The sequence below is a fragment of the Phytohabitans flavus genome (genome assembly GCF_011764545.1).
In the GTDB taxonomy this organism is placed as follows: domain Bacteria; phylum Actinomycetota; class Actinomycetes; order Mycobacteriales; family Micromonosporaceae; genus Phytohabitans; species Phytohabitans flavus.
In genome coordinates this window covers 3350416-3366770 of sequence record NZ_AP022870.1, presented here as the reverse complement: position 1 = coordinate 3366770, position 16355 = coordinate 3350416, and the positions used below count along the sequence as shown (strand labels likewise).

The following is a 16355-nucleotide window of genomic DNA, read 5'->3' as shown; positions in this document are numbered from 1 at the left end:
TCACGGCACGAGATAGCGCGGCGCCCAGCCGTCGTCGGTGCGGGCCCGCACCGCACCCCAGCCGTAGCACATGTCGAAGCCGGCCGGCGTACGCACCCGGAAAAGCAACATGTTGTCCGACGCCCGCCGCCCCGGGCTCATGAACGAGTCCATCTCGCGCCGCGCCACGTCCCACGCGACCTCCACATCGGACAGGTGCCGCGCCTCCACGACGAGCTGGCGCAGCCCGTGGCACCCCGGTGTCTCAAGTAGACGGAGGCTGTGCTGTCGCGGGTGGTGCCGCAGGATCCACATCTCGCCCATCTGGGGTCCTAAGTGGACGGCGTCGGAGACCCGCATGCCGAGCACGTCGAGATAGAACGTCAGCGCGCGGTCCAGGTCGGGCACGTCGAGCACCACGTCGCCCATGCCGGACTCGCCGGTGACCGCGCCCGACGTCGCACGGTGCCCGCGGTACGCGCCGGGCCACTCCGCCTGCCCCTCGACAAGCTCGTGCCGCAGCCCGAACGGGTCCTCGAACCACACCAGCCGCCCGGCCCCCCGCTCGGCCGCGAGCCGCGGCGACCCGTTGCGAGGCGCGTACCCCCGGCTGGCCAGCCGCGCGGCCACCTCGTCGAGCGGCTCGTCCGCGTCGACCTCCCAGCCGAGGTAGCAGACGCGGTCGCTCTGTCCAGGGTGGACGGCCAGCCGGTACGCCCGGTCGTCCCACCGCACCCGCACCGTGCCGTCGCCGCGCGGCCCGCACTCGAAGCCGAACACACGCGGGCCGAACCGGGTCCACGCCTTGTGGGCCGAGGACTGGACGCCCACGTACCCGATCCGGGGCATCAGAACACCACGACGGGCCGGAGTGTCTCGCCTGCCTCCAGGCTGTGGTAGCCGTCGGCGGCCGCACCGAAGGCGAACGTCTCGCCGACTTCGAGCGGCAGCTTTCCGCTCAGGTACAGGTCGGCCAGCAGCGGGATGTCCCGCGACGCCACGCAGTCGCCCCAGATCGACACCTGGATGCGGCCGCCGGTCAGGAAGAGCTGGCGCAGGCCGAGGTCCGTGACCTCGCCCGGCTGCGGTGCGCCGACCATGACGACGCGGCTGCCGGGCCCGCGCATCGCCAGCGCCGCGCCGAACGTGCGCGACCCGCCGACCGCGTCGATCACCACGTCCGCGCCGCCGCCGGTGATCTCCCGGACCGCCTCCGCCGCGTCCGTCCGCCCCGCGTCGACCACGTCGGTGGCACCGAAGCGCCGCGCCGCCGGGAGCTTGCGCGGGTTGGTGTCCACCGCGATCACCCGCCGGGCGCCGGCATACGCCGCGCCCGCCACGGCGGCCACCCCGACCCCGCCACACCCGATCACCACCACGTCGTCGGCCGGCCCGACCTCCGCCGTGTGCACGGCCGCACCAAATCCACTTGGTACAGCGCAGCCGAGCAGCGCCGCCACCTGTGCCGGGACCCGGGGATCCACGGGTACGAGCTGGCGGGCGGGCAGCACCACCCGCTCGGCGAGGCCGCCGATGCCCAGCACACGGTTGGCCGCGGCACCGTCGGCGAGCCGCCCGGCCGGGTTGCGCGGCAGCTTGGCCGGGCACGCGGGCGCCCGTCCGGCCAGGCACTGCCGGCAGGTGCCGCACGCCACCATCGGCGCGACGACCACGGTGTCGCCGGGGGAGAGCCCGCTGACCGCCGGGCCGACCCGCTCGACCACGCCGGTGACCTCGTGCCCCACCAGGTACGGGAAGTCGCGGCCGGACGTGCCGGCCATGAAGTGCAGGTCGCTGTGGCATAGCCCGCACGCGGTCACCCGGACGAGCACGTCCCCGCCGTCCGGCTCGTCGAACGTCACCGGCTCGATGCCAAGCGGCGCGCCGGCCGCCCGTACGACGGCGGCGCGGAAGGTCGTTGCTGCCATGCCGGGGCTCCTATCCGAACCACGGCGGCGCCGCGGCCGCCTCGGTGTCCACGATGACGGTCTTGACCTCGGTGTACGCCTCGTGCCCCGGCCGGCCCAGCTCGCGGCCGAAGCCCGAGGACTTGTACCCCCGATGGGCGCGTCGAGGGCGAGCGCGCCGTACGAGTTGATCCAGAAGTAGCCGGTGCGGACGGCGCGGGCGGTGCGGAGCGCGCGGTCGAGGTCGCGGGTCCAGCAGCCGCCGGCGAGCCCGAAGGGCGAGTCGTTGGCGAGCGCGACGGCGTCCGCCTCGTCCGCGAACCGCTGCACCGCGAGCACCGGCCCGAAGACCTCCTCGCGCAGCAGCGGCAGGTCGGCCGGCAGGTCGCGCGGCACCTCGACGATCGTCGGCGCGACGAACGCACCGGCCGGATGCGTACCGGCGGGACGGGTGCCGCCGCACAGCACCCGGGCACCGGCGGCGGCCGCCGCACTGACCATGCCGAGCACCCGGTCGACCTCGGCGGCGGAGATGAGCGCGCCGATCTGGCTCGCCGGGTCGAACGGGTCGCCCACCCGGATCTTCTCCGCGCGGGCGGTCAGCCGGTCGAGCGCCTCGTCCGCGATCTCCTCCGCGACGAGGAGGCGGGAGCCGGAGAAGCAGCGCTGGCCGGCGTTGCGGAAGATGCCGGCGAGGGTGGCGTCGAGGGCGGGGTCGAGGTCGGCATCGCCGAAGACGATGTTGGCCGACTTGCCGCCGAGCTCCAGCAGCAGCCGCTTCATCCCCGCGGCGGCCGAGGTCATCACCTGCTGACCGACGCGGGTGCTGCCGGTGAACGAGATCATGTCCACCCGCTCGTGCGCCACGAGCAGGCGGCCCACCTCGCCGTCACCCTGCACGACCTGGAGCACGCCCGGTGGGAGCCCGGCCTCGGCGAGGATCCCGGCGAGCACCGGCGGAGCGAGGGGCGCCTGCTCCGGCGCCTTGAGGACCATCGCGTTGCCGGCGGCAAGGGCCGGCCCGGCCTTTTGTGCGGTGAACATCAACGGCGCGTTGAACGGGATCACGGCCGCCACCACGCCGACCGGCTCGCGCCAGCTCATCCGGAGCGTGCCCGCGTCGGCCGGGAACGTCGAGCCCTCCAGCGTCGGCGCCCAGCCCGCGGCGGTGCGCAGGAGCGCGGCGGCCACCACGACGTCGCCGCGCCCCTCGGCGAGGGTCTTGCCGTTGTCCAGCGCCACGAGGCAGGCCAGCCGGTCGGCGTCGGCCTCCAACCGGTCGGCCGCCGCGCGGAGGACGGCGGCCCGCGTGTGCGGCGACGTACGCGCCCACTCCGGCTGCGCCGCCGCGGCCGCCTCGACCGCGTCATCGAGCCGCTCCGGCCCGGTCGCCGTCACCTCGGCGAGCGCGGCGCCGTTGCCCGGATGTCGGGTCACGAATCGTCCACCGCCGCCGTCGCGCAGCCGCCCGTCGAGGAAGCTGTGGGAGGCCGGCAGCCTGGCCTTTTCGAGCCACGGCGAGAGATCATCGGGCATGTCGAAGATGTTACCATCAAATATAGGACTTGGTGTCCGATAGTTGTAAATCCTGGTTGGAGGTCGGGGCGATGGAGTACACCCATCTCGGGCGCAGCGGGCTGACGGTCAGCCGGCTCGTCCTCGGCACGGACAACTTCGGCACCCAGACCGACGAGGACGAGGCGCACGCGGTGATGGACCGCGCCCACGAGCTCGGCGTCAACGTCATCGACACGTCCAATGTGTACGGTTGGCGCCCCGGCGAGGGGTACACCGAGCAGATCATCGGCCGCTGGCTCGCCAAGGGCGGCGGCCGCCGCGAGCGGACCGTGCTGGCCACCAAGCTCTACGGCGCGATGGACCCCTGGCCCAACAACAGCCACCTCTCCGCGCTGCACATCCGCCGCGCCTGTGAGGACTCGCTGCGCCGGCTGGGCACCGACCACATCGACATCTACCAGATGCACCACGTCGACCGGACGACCCCGTGGGACGAGATCTGGGAGGCGATGGAGCTGCTTCAGCGGCAGGGCAAAATCGTGTACGTCGGCTCCTCCAACCACGCCGGCTGGCATCTCGCCAAGGCCCAGGAGGCCGCGCGGCGCCGTAACTTCACCGGCATCGTGAGCGAGCAGACCATCTACAATCTGCTGGAACGGACGGCCGAGCTGGAAGTGCTGCCCGCCTGCCAGGACTACGGCATCGGCATGATGCCCTGGTCCCCTTTGGACGCCGGCCTGCTCGGCGGCGTGCTCCGCAAGGAACGCGAGTCGCGGATCGGCACCCCCCTCCCCGGCGCCAAGGTCGCGCGGCACCGCCGCGAACGCTTCGAAAAGCTCGCCAAACACCGCGACGCGATCGCCGCCTACGAAGACCTGTGCGCCGAGGCCGGCTACGACCCCGCGGACGTGGCGCTAGCCTGGCTGCTGGCCCGCCCAGGCGTGACCGCCCCCATCATCGGCCCACGCACGGTCGAGCAACTGGAGTCGTCGATGCGCGCCCTGAAGGTCCGCCTTGACCCCCAAACCCAAACCCGCCTGGACGAAATCTTCCCCGGCCCCGGCCCAGCCCCCGAGGCCTACTCCTGGTAGCGCTGGCTTTTCTTTGGCTCAGGCTCTTTTTTGGCTCCGGCCGTTGTCAGCTGCGGCTCCTTGTTGGCGCCGGCTCTTGTTGGCTCTGGCCCGTCGTGGTCGCCCCGCCGCGCAGGCGATGCAGACGCCTACGCCGCTGAGCCGCGCGCCGCGCCGGGTGGTGCGCGGCAAGGTCAGCGGATCGATAGGAGACCATCGCGTAGGGCTGGCAGGAAGGTCTGATCGGTGCGGGCCTCCAGGTGGAGGTTGCCCCAGAACTCGTTGATGACGACGTCGATGTCAACGTGGCCACCGCCGACACTGGTCAGCCGGATCGAGAAGTCCACTCCGTACTCGCCGACGAGCTCGGCAACACCCGTCAGGTCCTGCCACATCTGATGGACCTGGTCGGCAAAGTGCTCGATGTCCCCGGCACTGAGCCAGGAATTCCGTGTGGCGCTGAAGCCCTCCCGGCCAGCGGACACGACAACCTGCTGGTAGGTCTGCTGGGACGCGGTGATGCGCAGTGCGAACGTCAGGTCCTCGGTGCGCCAGGTCATTTCGGCCACGGCCCGAGCCCTTCATCGTCGTGTGCGTGGGTGGCGGCCGCCCGATGATCAGTGAGTTGTGTGACAAACCCGCGTGGCCGTTGCACAGAGCGTAGAGGCCGCCAGGTGGCTCGCCGAGTTCGACACCGGATTCGCGGCGATCGCGGGTGATCCGACGAGCCGTTGCGGCGATGGCGGCCCAGCGGATGACCGCTCCGGAGTTCTCGGGTACGCGTTCGTAGTCGCGGGCCAGGCGCCGGTAGGCGGTCAGCCGGGCCAGGGTTCGCTCGACCAACCACCGGAGCGGGTGCACGGCGAAGCCCCTGCTGGTCGGGTGGCTTGCGGACGATCTGGACCGTGGTACCGCGCCCAGCCGACCGGCGAAGCCTCGGTCGGCGAACACGTCCGCATGGACGGCGCGGCCAGGGTCGCTGCGACCAGGGCGACCAGGGCGCCCCTGGCGCCGTCGCGGTCCTGCCAGGAAGCGGCCAGGACCCACATGGTGATCAGCAGGCCCAACGTGTCGCTGACGATGAACCGCTTGCGGCCATTGATCTTCTTGCCTGCGTCGTAAGCCCGGCTGTCGCGCCCTACGGTATCGGCGCCCTTGACCGTGGGAGTCGACGATCCCGCGGACGGTCGGGATCACGGCCGATCAGGCCCACTGCGCATCGGACAAAGTCGGACGGGTAGCCACGCCAGGGGATCGGCACCGGACCACACTGGCCGCCCTACCTCCCGCCCGCAGACCGCCACGCCGGTCCACATCGGACCTTCTCAGACATGTGCGTAGACGCTGGCGGTCATGTCTGGTGGTGGTAGAGGTTGCGACGTGGTCGCTGTCGCGGGTCGACGTAGGCGGGTGGGATGAACTCTGGCCTGCCGTCCTCGGCGCGGAGCCGGACGGTCCATTGTCCGCGGTGGATGATGCGGTGGTGGTAGCCGCAGAGCAGGACGCTGTTGTCCAGGCTGGTGGGTCCGCCGTCGGCCCAGGACCGGATGTGGTGTCCGTCGCACCAGCGCGGCGGCCGATCACAACCAGGGAAGGCGCATCCTCGGTCGCGTAGCTCCAGCGCCCGTCGCAGCGACCCGCTGATCAGCCGACGGGTCCGGCCTAGGTCCAGGACCTGCCCGTCGCCGCCGAGCACGGCCGGAATCACCTGCGCGTCGCAGGCCATCTGACGCACCTGGGTGGGGCTGAGCCGCCCACCGGTGTCCAGCACGCCGACGCCGAACTGCTGCTGCAGCAGCTCGAATGGCACGGTGACCATGACGTGTGGCCGTTGCCCGCCGTTGTCCGGCAGCCGTTCGGTCGCGGTGGCCAGGTCGCATACCTCGACTAGCGCGTCCGCTCGGCGTTGGCCCGGGGTGCGGGGCTCGTCGTTGTCGTGGCGGGGTGCGCATAGCGGGTCGAGTGCTGCGTTGACGGTGGCGGCGCCGGCCTCGTCGAGCCAGCCTGTGAGCCTTACGCGTCCGTCGCCGAGCCGGGTGAGCTGGAACGCGCGGGTCTGCCAGGCGCGGGCTTCCTGCCGCTCCAGCGCGGCGGCGTCGCGGGCGTCGGCGATCTCGGGAGCGACGTGGGCGAGGATCCGCTCGCCGGCCTTGCGCAGGATGGTGGGCTCGAACTGCTCGGCCTGGCCGATCAGCACCGCTTCCGCCTCGTCGACGAGGTCGGCGCCGAGGTCGTCGGGTAGATCCCGGACCGTGTTGGCGATGACGGTGGCCTGCTCGGCGTTGACCGCACCCGCGATCAGGGCGGTGTCGAGGGCGGGCCGCTCGTCGACCGCCTTCGCGAGGTCGGCCAGCCGTTTCGCGGCGTGAATGCTGATGCGGTGACGCTCCCGCAACCACACCGCGGTGCTTGAGGCGTGCTGCGCGATCGGTAGCCCGCGTCCGTCGATTTCCCGGATTACATGTAGTTGGGCTGCGGTGAGTGTTTGCAGGGCCTGGTGGATGGTGTCCAGGGAATCGACGAGTTCGTCGTCGCTCAACGTCCAGACCGATGCGGTAGCGCATTTGCTGGCTACCTCGCTGAGCTGGTCTAACGCATCGCTGGACACGCGTTAATTGTCTCGCACTAACTCCAAGACCACCAGTTATATTCGTCGATCTAGGGATATTCGAATTGCAATCTTGCCCGGGTCTCGGATGCCGAAGAGTTGGTGCGAAATGGGTGCCGGTGGCCACCCTGACGGCGACAGGGGAATGGACCTGCTCGACAACACCGCGGAGAGGCAGGGTCATTCTGCGATGGTCGCGGCTGCTTCGGGGGCCCAGCGGGTCAACCAATGCGGGATGGCCGTCGGGTTCTGCAGTTCCAGGTCACCGTCGGATTCCCATCTGAGCCAGCCAGGGCGAAGGAGACCGGTCGTGACCAACCGCGAATCATCACGTCCTAACAGTTCGAGCCATAGATCGGGCCACTGCATCCAGTCCATGACCTTGGTCTCCGGCCGGATCGCCAGCGCTGCTCGCAGTTGTATCAGCGCCTCTGGGTCATGCTGGTCAGCTAGGACCGGGCGGCGGTCGCGCCGTTTTGCGAGTTGGTTCACCCGGTCCGGCCGAGTCGAAGACGCGGACCCGAGTCGTGCGGTCCAAGGTCCCGGCCACTACAGCAAGGAGATCGCTGATCACGCTCGTCATTCTTGTCGCACATTGACGCGACAGCCAGCAGTACCAACCCGGAAGACCTAGGCGGGTTTGCGGGTGGCGGCGTTGCGGCCGGCTATGCGGCCGAATGCCATGCACTCGGCCACGCTGCCGCCGCCCGATGGGTAGAGCAGGCCGTACATGGAGCCTAGTTCGCCGGCGGAGTACAGGCCGGGGATCGGGGCGCCGCGGACGGACCAGACGCGGGCGTCGGCGTCGCGCCTTGGGCCGCCGCTGGTGTTGGAGCCGCCGGGCCAGAGGGCTAGCGCGTAGTACGGCGGGTCGCCCAGCGGGGTTAGTGTGTGGGCGGGCCTGCCGAACTCGTCGTCCACACCGGACGCACACGCGGCGTTGTAGGTGGCGACCGTGCGTTCCAGCGCGTCCGGGTCCATGCCGCAGATGGCGGCCAGCGCGCGCACCGTGGGCGCGCGCCGTACCCACTGGCGGTCGATCTCGGTGAGGTTGTCGGCACTCCACTCGATCTCGCGGACCGGGCCGGCCGGGCCCATGCGGGTGTTGACGAGCGAGCCCTTGACGCGGCGGCGTTCGTCGAAGACCCACCAGGCCGGGATGCGCGGGTGGACCAGGCGCTCGGCGTCCAAGCCGGCGACCTCCAGGTGCAGGCTGTGCTGGCGGCCGGGCTCGCGGGTGAAGCGGCGGCCGCTGCCGTCGGCGAAGAAGCCCCCTGGCAGGTCGGCACCGGGCGGGGCGTTGAAACCGCCGGCCGCCCACAGGTCGATGGGCAGGCCACCGGGGTACCCGGTGGCGGGCTGGTGGGCCACCAGGTAGCCGGGCCAGGCGTTCATGTGCCACAGCTCGGCGCCGACCTCGCTGGCCAGGGTGATGCCGTCGCCGGTGTTCGCGGTGCTGCCGTAGTAGTGGACCGGGTTCATCGGCAGAAACTGGCGCTTGAGCCGCGAGTTGAACTCGTACCCGCCCATCGCCAGCACCACGCCCCGGCCGGCGCGCACCGCCACGGTCCGGCCCTCGACGCAGATCTGCACGCCGACCACCGCGCCGTCGGCGTCGGTGAGGAGCCACTGGGCTGTCGCGCCGTACGCCACCTCGATGCCCAGCGTGGTCAACCGCCGGTCGAGCGCCGCGAAAACCGGACAACCCGTGACCGGTACGCCACGCGGCCACTCTCCACGATGGATGTCAATCGACTCGTAGCCGTCCAATGTGGTGTGCTCGCCACCCTCGAACAGCTTGCTCGACGCACCGCCCTGCTCAGCCAACCACTGTGGATTGAGCGCGGTCTCCTCGGCCCACGTGCGAGTCAGGGCGGGGTCCACTTCGGATAGCTCGCCGTTGACCGCGTACATGGCCGACAGGTAGGCCACCGCGCCGTCCACGTCCCTCGGGACCACGAAGTAGCCGGCGGCGTACCGGCTGTTCGGGCGGCGGTCCCGCTCCTGCTGCTTGTCCACGACGAGCACCTCGGCGCCCGCCTCGTGCGCGCTGATCGCCGCGCTGGCACCGGCGTCGCCGGCACCGATCACGACCACGTCGTACGAGCGGTCGAACTGGCTGGAGAAGTACACGCGGGCCCCCTGTCAGCGCATCGTCTGGCGGAGCGCGAGCAACCGTCCCAGGCCGACCCTCTCCAGGTAGCCGGTGTGGTCCTTCACGCCTGTGATGTAACGGTCGATGTAGTCGCCGGTGCGCCCGGCCACGGCGAGGTCCCGGTACTCGACAAGTTGCTCGCGGTCGTAGCGATGGTGGCCCGGCGACGACGTCGGATGCGCGCCGTACGGTGCGTGCGCCACCGCGTCCACCAGCGGTGCGGGGACGGTGACGTGGCGCGGGTCGGGTCGCGGCGCGGCGGGGTCGAGGATCTCCTCGGCGCTGACGACCACACGGTCGGAAGCCTTGGCCATCACGTCCTCGAAGCGCCGCTGGCCGAGGATCTGCGCGTTGCCCTTCTCGTCCGCGACCTGCGCGTGCAGCAGGCACACGTCGGCGCGCAGCGGCGGGATCGTGGTGACGGTCGCCCCGGTGTACGGGTCGGTGGTGGTGCGGATCAGCGGGTTTACCTTGGGCAGGTCGGTGCCCTCGTAGAGCGGGGGCAGCGCCATGAACGGCAGCCGCGCGGCGCCGGCCCGCATGCCGAAGACGATCCACGCCTCGTCGCCCTCGACGATTTCGATGGTGCCGGCCTCGGCCGCGCGGCGGAAGTTGGGCGCGAGGCCGAGGAACTCCAGGCCCACATAGGACACGTGCAGCTTCGCCACACAACCGGCCGCGATGAGCAGGTCTACCGGCAGGCCAGCACTCGGCGTGGGAATCAGCGTGAGGCCGCGGACTCCCTTACGGATGAGCGCGTGCACCAGCGCGAGCGGCCCGTTGTGCGAGTGCACACCGCCGAGCGCGATCGTCGCGCCGTCCGGGATGTCCGCGACCGCCTCGTCGGGGGTGGTTACCTTGGTCATTCAGAGTCCGCCCTTCAAAAGCTCGGCCAGCATGGCCCGCCGCACCTTGCCGCCCTCGTCGACCGGGAGGTCGGCGACGAACTCCACCGACCGGGGGCGCTTGTATTTCGCCAGCCGCTCGGCGCAGTACGCGAGCAGCTCCTCCTCGCTCGGGCCGCTCTCCGGATCGGCGACCACGAGCGCCTTGACCGACTCGCCGAACCGCTCGTCCGCCACACCGACGGCGGCCGCCCGCCGTACGCCCGGGCAGGAGAGGAGCACGGCCTCGACCTCGGCGGCGTACACGTTCTGCGAGCCCGACCGGATCACGCCCTGCTTCCGGTCGACCAGGTAGATGTAGCCCCGCTCGTCGCGCCAGGCCAGGTCGCCGAGGGAGAGCCAGCCGTCGCGCAGCGTCTCCCGGGTCTCCTCGGGCTGGCACCAGTACCCGGAAAAGGTGCTCGCCGAGCGGAGCCGCAGCTCGCCGGTCTCGCCGGGCGGCAGCTCGCGCCCGTCCTCCCCGTCGATCCGGGCCCGCGCGTACGCGGCCGCCCGCCCGACCGGCACGACCGGCGATGGGCTCTCCCGGTCCAGCAGCCAGCGGTGGTCTTCCGGCGTGAGCAGCGTCGCGTACCCGCCCGCCTCGGTGGCGCCGAGCCCTTGGTACAGCTCGCATCCCAGGCCGCCGGAGACGGCGCGCACGGTGGCCCACGACACCGGCGCGCCGCCGTAACCTACCAATCGCAGCGTCCGCGGTGGTCGCCCGCCGCTGTCGGCGAGATGTGCGGCGAGGTCCACAAGCATTGTTGGTACGAGGAACGCGTGCGCGACGCCGTACCGCTCGACGTCTTCGAGGAAGGCCGCCGGCCGGAACCGCTGACGGATCAGCAGCGGCACGCCGAGGTAGCTCGTCGCGGTCAGGTAGAACGCGCCGACGCCGAGCGTCATCGGCACCGACAGGAACGTGGGTCCCTCGCGCGGCGGCGGCACCTCGATGAGGAAGTTGCTGACGCTCGCGAGCTGCTGTGCGTGGGTGGCCATGCAGCCCTTGGGCCGGCCGGTCGTCCCGCTGGTGTACCGGAGCGAGCGCAGGTCGTCGCCGTTGCCCAGTACCGGCAGGTCGTCGGCGGACATGCCGGCGGTCAGCTCGGACAGCGGTGTGGCCCGGGCACTCCACCGTCCACACTGAACACGTGCCGCACCGTCTCCACCCCGGCGGCGGCCTCGGCGGCTACCGGGTCCTCGCAGATGACCGCGCTCGCACCACTGTGGACGAGGATGCGACGGATCTCCGGCCCGGTGAGCTTCGTGCTGATCGCCACGTTGACGAGGTTGCACTTCCACAGCCCGAAGTACGCCACGGGGATGTGGTGGCAGTTGGAGAGCACCACCGCGACCCGCTCCTGCGGCCGGTATCCGAGCTGCCGCAGCGCGTTGCCGAGCCGGTTGGCCGCCTCGTCCAGCTCCCGCCAGGTCATCGTCCGCTCTTCGCAGATGAGGGCGGTCTCGTCCGGACGGCCGATCGCGTTGCGGCGCAACAGGTCCTCGATGCGCATCTGGGCTCCCGCCGGTCAGCTCGCCGGCCGAGGCGCCGGTACGGCGGCCCGTACCAGTTGCGCCACGACCGACGGGTGTTCGATGTGGACGTTGTGGCCGGCGCCTCGCAGCGTGGTCACCGGACGGCCGAGCAGCGCCAGGTCGTCCGGGCTGACCATCGCGTCCCGGTCGCCGCAGGCCAGGTGGAGCGGTGCCGCGACCCGCCCGGCGAGCGCCCGCAGCTCTTCGGGCGGCACCGGCGGACCGGCCGCCGTGGCCGGGTCGTGCGAGAGCCGCCAGCCGTCCCCGTCGGGCTCGACGCCGCTCGCGAGTCCCTCCGAGTGGGCGCTGAGGCCGGCGAGCTTCGCGAAGCGGCGCAGCGCCAGCCCTCGGTCGGGGAAGTGGTCCGGCGGCCGGCTGGCCCGTTCGGCTCGGCGGCGTGCCTCCTCCTCGGTCCAGGTCACCTTCATGGCGAGGACGAGCACCGCGTCGACGTCGAGGCCGAGCGCCGGGTCGGCGAGCGCCAGCGCGACCATGCCGCCGAGCGAGTGCCCGACGAGCGTGAGCGGCCCGGCGGGCAGGGCCGGGGCGACCGCGCTCGCGTACGCCTCGGCCGAGTACGCGGGGAGCCGGCCCGAGCGGCCGTGGCCGGGCAGGTCGACCGCCACGCACCGGTACCCGGGCAGTCCGGCCACCACCCCGTCCCACACCACACCTGAGGCGCCCTGCCCGTGCAGGAACACCACGGTCGGTGACCCGCCGCCGCTTTCCTCGACGAATACGCCGCCGGTCATCGGAGGAAGTCCAATGTGGCTTCCAGGAAGTCGTCGGCCCGCTCGATCTGCGGGTAGTGTCCGGCACCGGCGATCGTCGCCGACCGTACCCCCGGAATGGCGTCCGCGAGCGCGGCCGCGCTCTCGGCCGGCACCAGCGCGTCGTGCTCGCCCACGACGAGCATCGTGGGCACTGAGATCGCGCCGTACGAAGGCCGCGCGGACGGCACCGGCGGACGGACCTTGCCGGCTCCGGGGCGGCGCAGGCGGCTGGCCGCGCCGAACTCCCAGGCGCCGGGGATCTCGCAGAAGGTGTACCGGCGGCGCAGGTAGTCCTCGTCGTCGGCGAAGGCAGGGTCGGCGAAGAGCACCTTCATCAGCGGGCGCAGGCCGTCGAGCGTGCCGTCGTACTCGGCGAGCGCCCGGGTTGCCGCCCCGTCCGGCGGGTGCAGCCCGATGCCGACCACGACCATCGCCTCGACGGGCCACTGTGGACTCTCAGCCGCCGCTTGGTCGAGCAGGAGGCGCGCGCTGAGCGAGGTGCCGACGAAGCGGGCCGGCCCCAGGCAGAGCGTCTCCAGCAGTCCGGCCACCTGCGCGACGAACCGCCGCCGCTGCCCCCGCATGTCGCGGAGCTTGTCGCTGTACCCGTAGCCGAGGAAGTCCGGCGCGATCACCCGGTGGTGGGCGGCGAGCGCGGGGATGCAGCGTTCCCAGGTGATCTCGGCGGCGGCACCGAACTCCCCGCCGTGCAAAAGCACCAACGGCGGCCCGTCACCGGCCTCCAGGTAGTGGGTCACCGCGCCGTCGATCCGGATACGCCGGCTCTTCATCGGGCGGCTCCGAGCGCGCGCAGCACGCCGTCACGGTCCACGTGCCGGCGGAGGATGTCGAGCTCCTCGGCCGTCGGCTCGGGCGTGTCCCCGACACCCTCGGGCACCGGCAGCTCGAAACCGGTCGCCGCCCGCACCTCCTCGACCGTCCGTCCAGGGTGGACGCTCAGCAGCCGCATGTGCCGGCTCACCGGATCGAAGTCGAACACGCCCAGCGGGGTGAAAACCCGCTGCGGGCCGTCCGATCCCTCGCGGAAGACCTTCGACCGCTCGTCGCCACCGCCCAGCCAGCCGGCGCCGCTCACGAAGTCCACCTTTTCCACGAGCACCTTGGGGGAGTGGTGCTCGGTGTACAGGTAGGTGCGGCGGAACCCGCCGAGGAAGATGAGGCCTACCGTGCCCGGCCCGCGTACCTTCGGCTTGGCCCAGTCGCCGATGACGGTCATGTTCACGTTGCCGTACCGGTCGATCTGCATGCCGCCGACGAACGCGAAGTCCAGCCGCATCGCGGTCTCCAGGTCGACCACGTCCTCCAGGCTGTACCGGAACTCGCTGTTGACGAGGTTGCGGTAGTCGCTGGACGACTCGGCCAGCCGCTCGAAGTGCGGGTTGAGCCCGCCGCTGCCGCCGCACATGAAGGAGAGGTTCGGTGCGTGCGTGAGCTGTGCGAGGCGCAGTGCGGCCATCGGGATGTGCGCCGCCGCGCCGACCGCACCGAAGTAGCCGTCGCGCATCTCCCGCGAGATGGCCACCGCCATCATCTCGGCCCAGCTGTAGGTATCAGGCTTCACGCCTACCCTCACCTCTCGCCCACGCGACCCAGCACCGTGCGGGCGGCCGCCCGCTCCGGCAGGCCGTGCCGCCTCACGTTGGAGATCATCGAAGCCTCCAGCATCCATTCCTTGGCCAGCGCCCGGTCGGCGGCGATGCCCGCCATCCGGCGCTGGAACGCCAGCCGCTCGTTCTCGTCCGACTCCGCCATCGCGGTCGTCGTCTGATGGGTCAGCCGGTAGATCTCCTCGGTCGCGACCTGCCGGCGCCGGGCCGCCCAGTCGTCCACCGTGGACTCCGGCTCCTCGCCCCGCACCGTCGCGGTGAGGTGGGTGGCCAGGTCGTACGCGTCGTGGATGCCGCTGTTGAGGCCCATCCCGCCCATCGGGCTGTTGATGTGCGCGGCGTCGCCGACGAGCAGCACCCGCCCGTCCCGGAACTGCCCGGCGACCCGCTGGTGCACGGCGTAGACGGTGCTCTCCCGGACCGGCAGGTCGATGCCGTCGCCGATCAGCAGGGCGAGCCGCTTGCGCACGTACGCCGGTGAGGTCGCCTCGTCGGAGCCGATCTCGGGCGGCACGGAGAGCACCACCCGCCACAGGTCCGGGATGCGGAGCAGGAGCAGGTGCTCGTCCGGGTCGGCGACGTAGTTGACCTCGCAGATGCCGGGCACCAGCTGGTCCATCGGGTAGTCGATGCTGAGCACGAGGTACCGGTGCTCGTACGTGAGCCCCTCGAACGAGATGCCCAGCTCCCGCCGGATCACGCTGCGCGCCCCGTCGGCGGCCACCACCCAGGGCGCCCACCACCTTGATCCATCGTGGACCGTGACCTCGGCCCCACCGTCGCGGTTGGACACGGCGGTGACCTCCTGGCCGTACCGCACCGGGCAGTCCGGGTACAGGTCGCGCAGCCGCCGCTCGAGGATCTGCACGTACTTGTACTGCTCGAGCTGGAGCCGGAACGGGTACGGCGTCTCGTCGGAGAGCGCGCTGAAGTCGAACTCGGCCACGATGCCAGTCCTGCGGTCCCGGATCTGGTACCTCGGCGCGATCAGCCCCTGCCGCAGCATCTCGCCGGCCACCCCGAGGTCGAGCCCGATCTCCAGCGTCGGCGGGTGGAACGTGGACGCGCGCCACTCGGTGCTCGGCTCAGGCAGCTTCTCCAGGACCGCGACCCGCAGCCCTTCCTGGGACAGCGCGAGCGCGGCGGTGAGACCGACCGGCCCGGCGCCGACAACGATGACGTCCCGCTCCTCGCGACTCCCACTCATTGGCGTGCCCAATCCACGATGCGGCGGCACATCTCCTGGGCGAGGTCCGGGCGGCCCTGGAAGTAGTGGTCCGCGCCCTTGATCTCGACCAACTCCTTGTCGCCGTGCCGGATCGCGTCGTACATCTGCCGCGCGTGGCTCGGGAAGGCGGCGCAGTCGGCGTCGCCGTAGATGACCTGCACCGGCACGGAGACCTTCGGCAAGCAGCGCGGCGCGTTGGCCCGGCTGTGGTCGTAGCTCCACTGGCTCAGCCAGGACCGCAGGCTGGTGACGTGGCCGAGCGTGGCGGGCTGGAAGTTCGCCGCCCAGGCCGGCCCCCACAGCGTGGTCAGCTTCCGCCGCGAGGGGTCGACGGCCGGGTCGAGGAAGCGCGGGTCGGCGGCCGTGCCGTGTACCACGAACGGGAGGTCGTCCGGCGTCGGTCCGTCCGGAGAGGACGCCGGGTGGCTGCGGTCGGCGAGCGCGGCGAGCTGTCTCAGCACCCACCGGGTGATCCGGCGGTTTCGCTCGATCTGCGCCTGCCGGTACCGGGCCAGGAAGTCCGCTGTGTACGGTGGCCCGTTCTTCTCGGCGAACATGTCCAGCTCGGCGTCGCGGGTGAACGGCGTGGTCTCGTCGACGATCGCCGCGTCCAGCGCCTCGGTGTAGACCTGCGCCCGGCCCGGGTGGGCCATCGCGAGCACCAGGGCGTCGGCGGGTGGCAGGTCGGCGGCGGTCAGGTCGGGCGGGTCGCCGGCGGGCGTCGAGGTGAGGTCGGGGCGCTCGGCCTGGCTCTGGTACAGCGCCGCGAGGCCGCCGCCGCCCGAGTTACCGACCAGCACCACCCGCTCGTACCCGAGCCCGCGCAGGTGACCGATCGCCGCCGCGATGTCCAGGACGCAGTTCTCCATGATGAGCGTGGTGTCGTTGCCGACGTACCGCGTGGCCAGCCCGACCGAGGCGACGCCGAGCGCGGCGAGGTCACGCAGCGCGTAGTGGCCGAGGAAGTTGGACGCCGGGTGGGTGATGAGCACCGCGGTCCGCGAGGGTGCCGCGTCGTCGCGCCACAGCGTGGCCCAGATCGTGCCGCTCAGGCGGGCGACGCCGG

The 16355-nt window shown here is 71.6% G+C and carries 14 protein-coding genes; 1 reads left to right on the top strand and 13 read right to left on the bottom strand.

The genetic code is table 11. The features are described from left to right. Both Pflav_RS14720 and Pflav_RS14715 read right to left on the bottom strand, forming a co-directional pair. Nucleotides 1–828 carry a VOC family protein gene (locus Pflav_RS14720; protein WP_173036682.1) on the bottom strand — a complete coding sequence of 276 codons (828 nt, stop codon included), beginning with the start codon at nucleotides 826–828 and terminating at the stop codon, nucleotides 1–3. After that, nucleotides 828–3422 (bottom strand): aldehyde dehydrogenase family protein, encoded by a 2595-nt coding sequence (locus Pflav_RS14715; RefSeq protein WP_173036681.1) that lies wholly within the window; start codon nucleotides 3420–3422, stop codon nucleotides 828–830. The genes Pflav_RS14720 and Pflav_RS14715 overlap by 1 nt, the downstream gene beginning before the upstream one ends. A gap of 71 nt (nucleotides 3423–3493) precedes the next feature. On the opposite strand from Pflav_RS14715, the gene Pflav_RS14710 reads away from it, so the two are divergent. Then, nucleotides 3494–4495 carry an aldo/keto reductase gene (locus Pflav_RS14710; RefSeq protein ID WP_173036680.1) on the top strand — a complete coding sequence of 334 codons (1002 nt, stop codon included), beginning with the start codon at nucleotides 3494–3496 and terminating at the stop codon, nucleotides 4493–4495. A gap of 173 nt (nucleotides 4496–4668) precedes the next feature. Here Pflav_RS14710 and Pflav_RS45525 read toward each other — a convergent pair whose 3' ends face one another. The 11 genes from Pflav_RS45525 to Pflav_RS14655 form a co-directional block, all read right to left on the bottom strand. Next, nucleotides 4669–5034: a WapI family immunity protein gene (locus tag Pflav_RS45525; protein ID WP_232071412.1), complete on the bottom strand. Its 366-nt coding sequence runs from the start codon at nucleotides 5032–5034 to the stop codon at nucleotides 4669–4671. A 791-nt stretch (nucleotides 5035–5825) separates the two neighbouring features. Beyond that, a complete protein-coding gene (locus tag Pflav_RS14700) occupies nucleotides 5826–7013 on the bottom strand; it encodes an HNH endonuclease signature motif containing protein (protein WP_232071410.1) in 1188 nt (395 codons plus the stop codon). A gap of 699 nt (nucleotides 7014–7712) precedes the next feature. Further along, nucleotides 7713–9215: an FAD-dependent oxidoreductase gene (locus tag Pflav_RS14695; RefSeq protein ID WP_173036677.1), complete on the bottom strand. Its 1503-nt coding sequence runs from the start codon at nucleotides 9213–9215 to the stop codon at nucleotides 7713–7715. Nucleotides 9216–9227: 12 nt separating this feature from the next. Then, nucleotides 9228–10103, bottom strand: a complete 876-nt coding sequence (locus Pflav_RS14690) for a CoA transferase subunit A (protein ID WP_173036676.1) — start codon at nucleotides 10101–10103, stop codon at nucleotides 9228–9230. Next, complete coding sequence (locus Pflav_RS47420) at nucleotides 10104–11216, bottom strand: class I adenylate-forming enzyme family protein (protein ID WP_173036675.1); 1113 nt, start codon at nucleotides 11214–11216, stop codon at nucleotides 10104–10106. An 8-nt stretch (nucleotides 11217–11224) separates the two neighbouring features. Next, a complete protein-coding gene (locus Pflav_RS47415) occupies nucleotides 11225–11638 on the bottom strand; it encodes an AMP-binding protein (protein ID WP_173036674.1) in 414 nt (137 codons plus the stop codon). Nucleotides 11639–11653: 15 nt separating this feature from the next. Then, nucleotides 11654–12412 carry an alpha/beta fold hydrolase gene (locus Pflav_RS14675; RefSeq protein ID WP_173036673.1) on the bottom strand — a complete coding sequence of 253 codons (759 nt, stop codon included), beginning with the start codon at nucleotides 12410–12412 and terminating at the stop codon, nucleotides 11654–11656. Then, the gene (locus Pflav_RS14670; RefSeq protein WP_173036672.1) at nucleotides 12409–13224 is read right to left on the bottom strand and encodes an alpha/beta fold hydrolase; all 816 of its coding nucleotides are present in this window, start codon (nucleotides 13222–13224) and stop codon (nucleotides 12409–12411) included. The genes Pflav_RS14675 and Pflav_RS14670 overlap by 4 nt, the downstream gene beginning before the upstream one ends. Continuing rightward, on the bottom strand, nucleotides 13221–14015 hold the full coding sequence (locus Pflav_RS14665; protein ID WP_173036671.1) for a CoA-transferase subunit beta: 795 nt from the start codon (nucleotides 14013–14015) through the stop codon (nucleotides 13221–13223). The genes Pflav_RS14670 and Pflav_RS14665 overlap by 4 nt, the downstream gene beginning before the upstream one ends. 8 nt (nucleotides 14016–14023) lie before the next feature. Then, nucleotides 14024–15268 (bottom strand): FAD-dependent oxidoreductase, encoded by a 1245-nt coding sequence (locus Pflav_RS14660; protein WP_173036670.1) that lies wholly within the window; start codon nucleotides 15266–15268, stop codon nucleotides 14024–14026. After that, nucleotides 15265–16281: an alpha/beta hydrolase gene (locus tag Pflav_RS14655; RefSeq protein WP_197938495.1), complete on the bottom strand. Its 1017-nt coding sequence runs from the start codon at nucleotides 16279–16281 to the stop codon at nucleotides 15265–15267. The genes Pflav_RS14660 and Pflav_RS14655 overlap by 4 nt, the downstream gene beginning before the upstream one ends. Nucleotides 16282–16355: the final 74 nt, after the last annotated feature.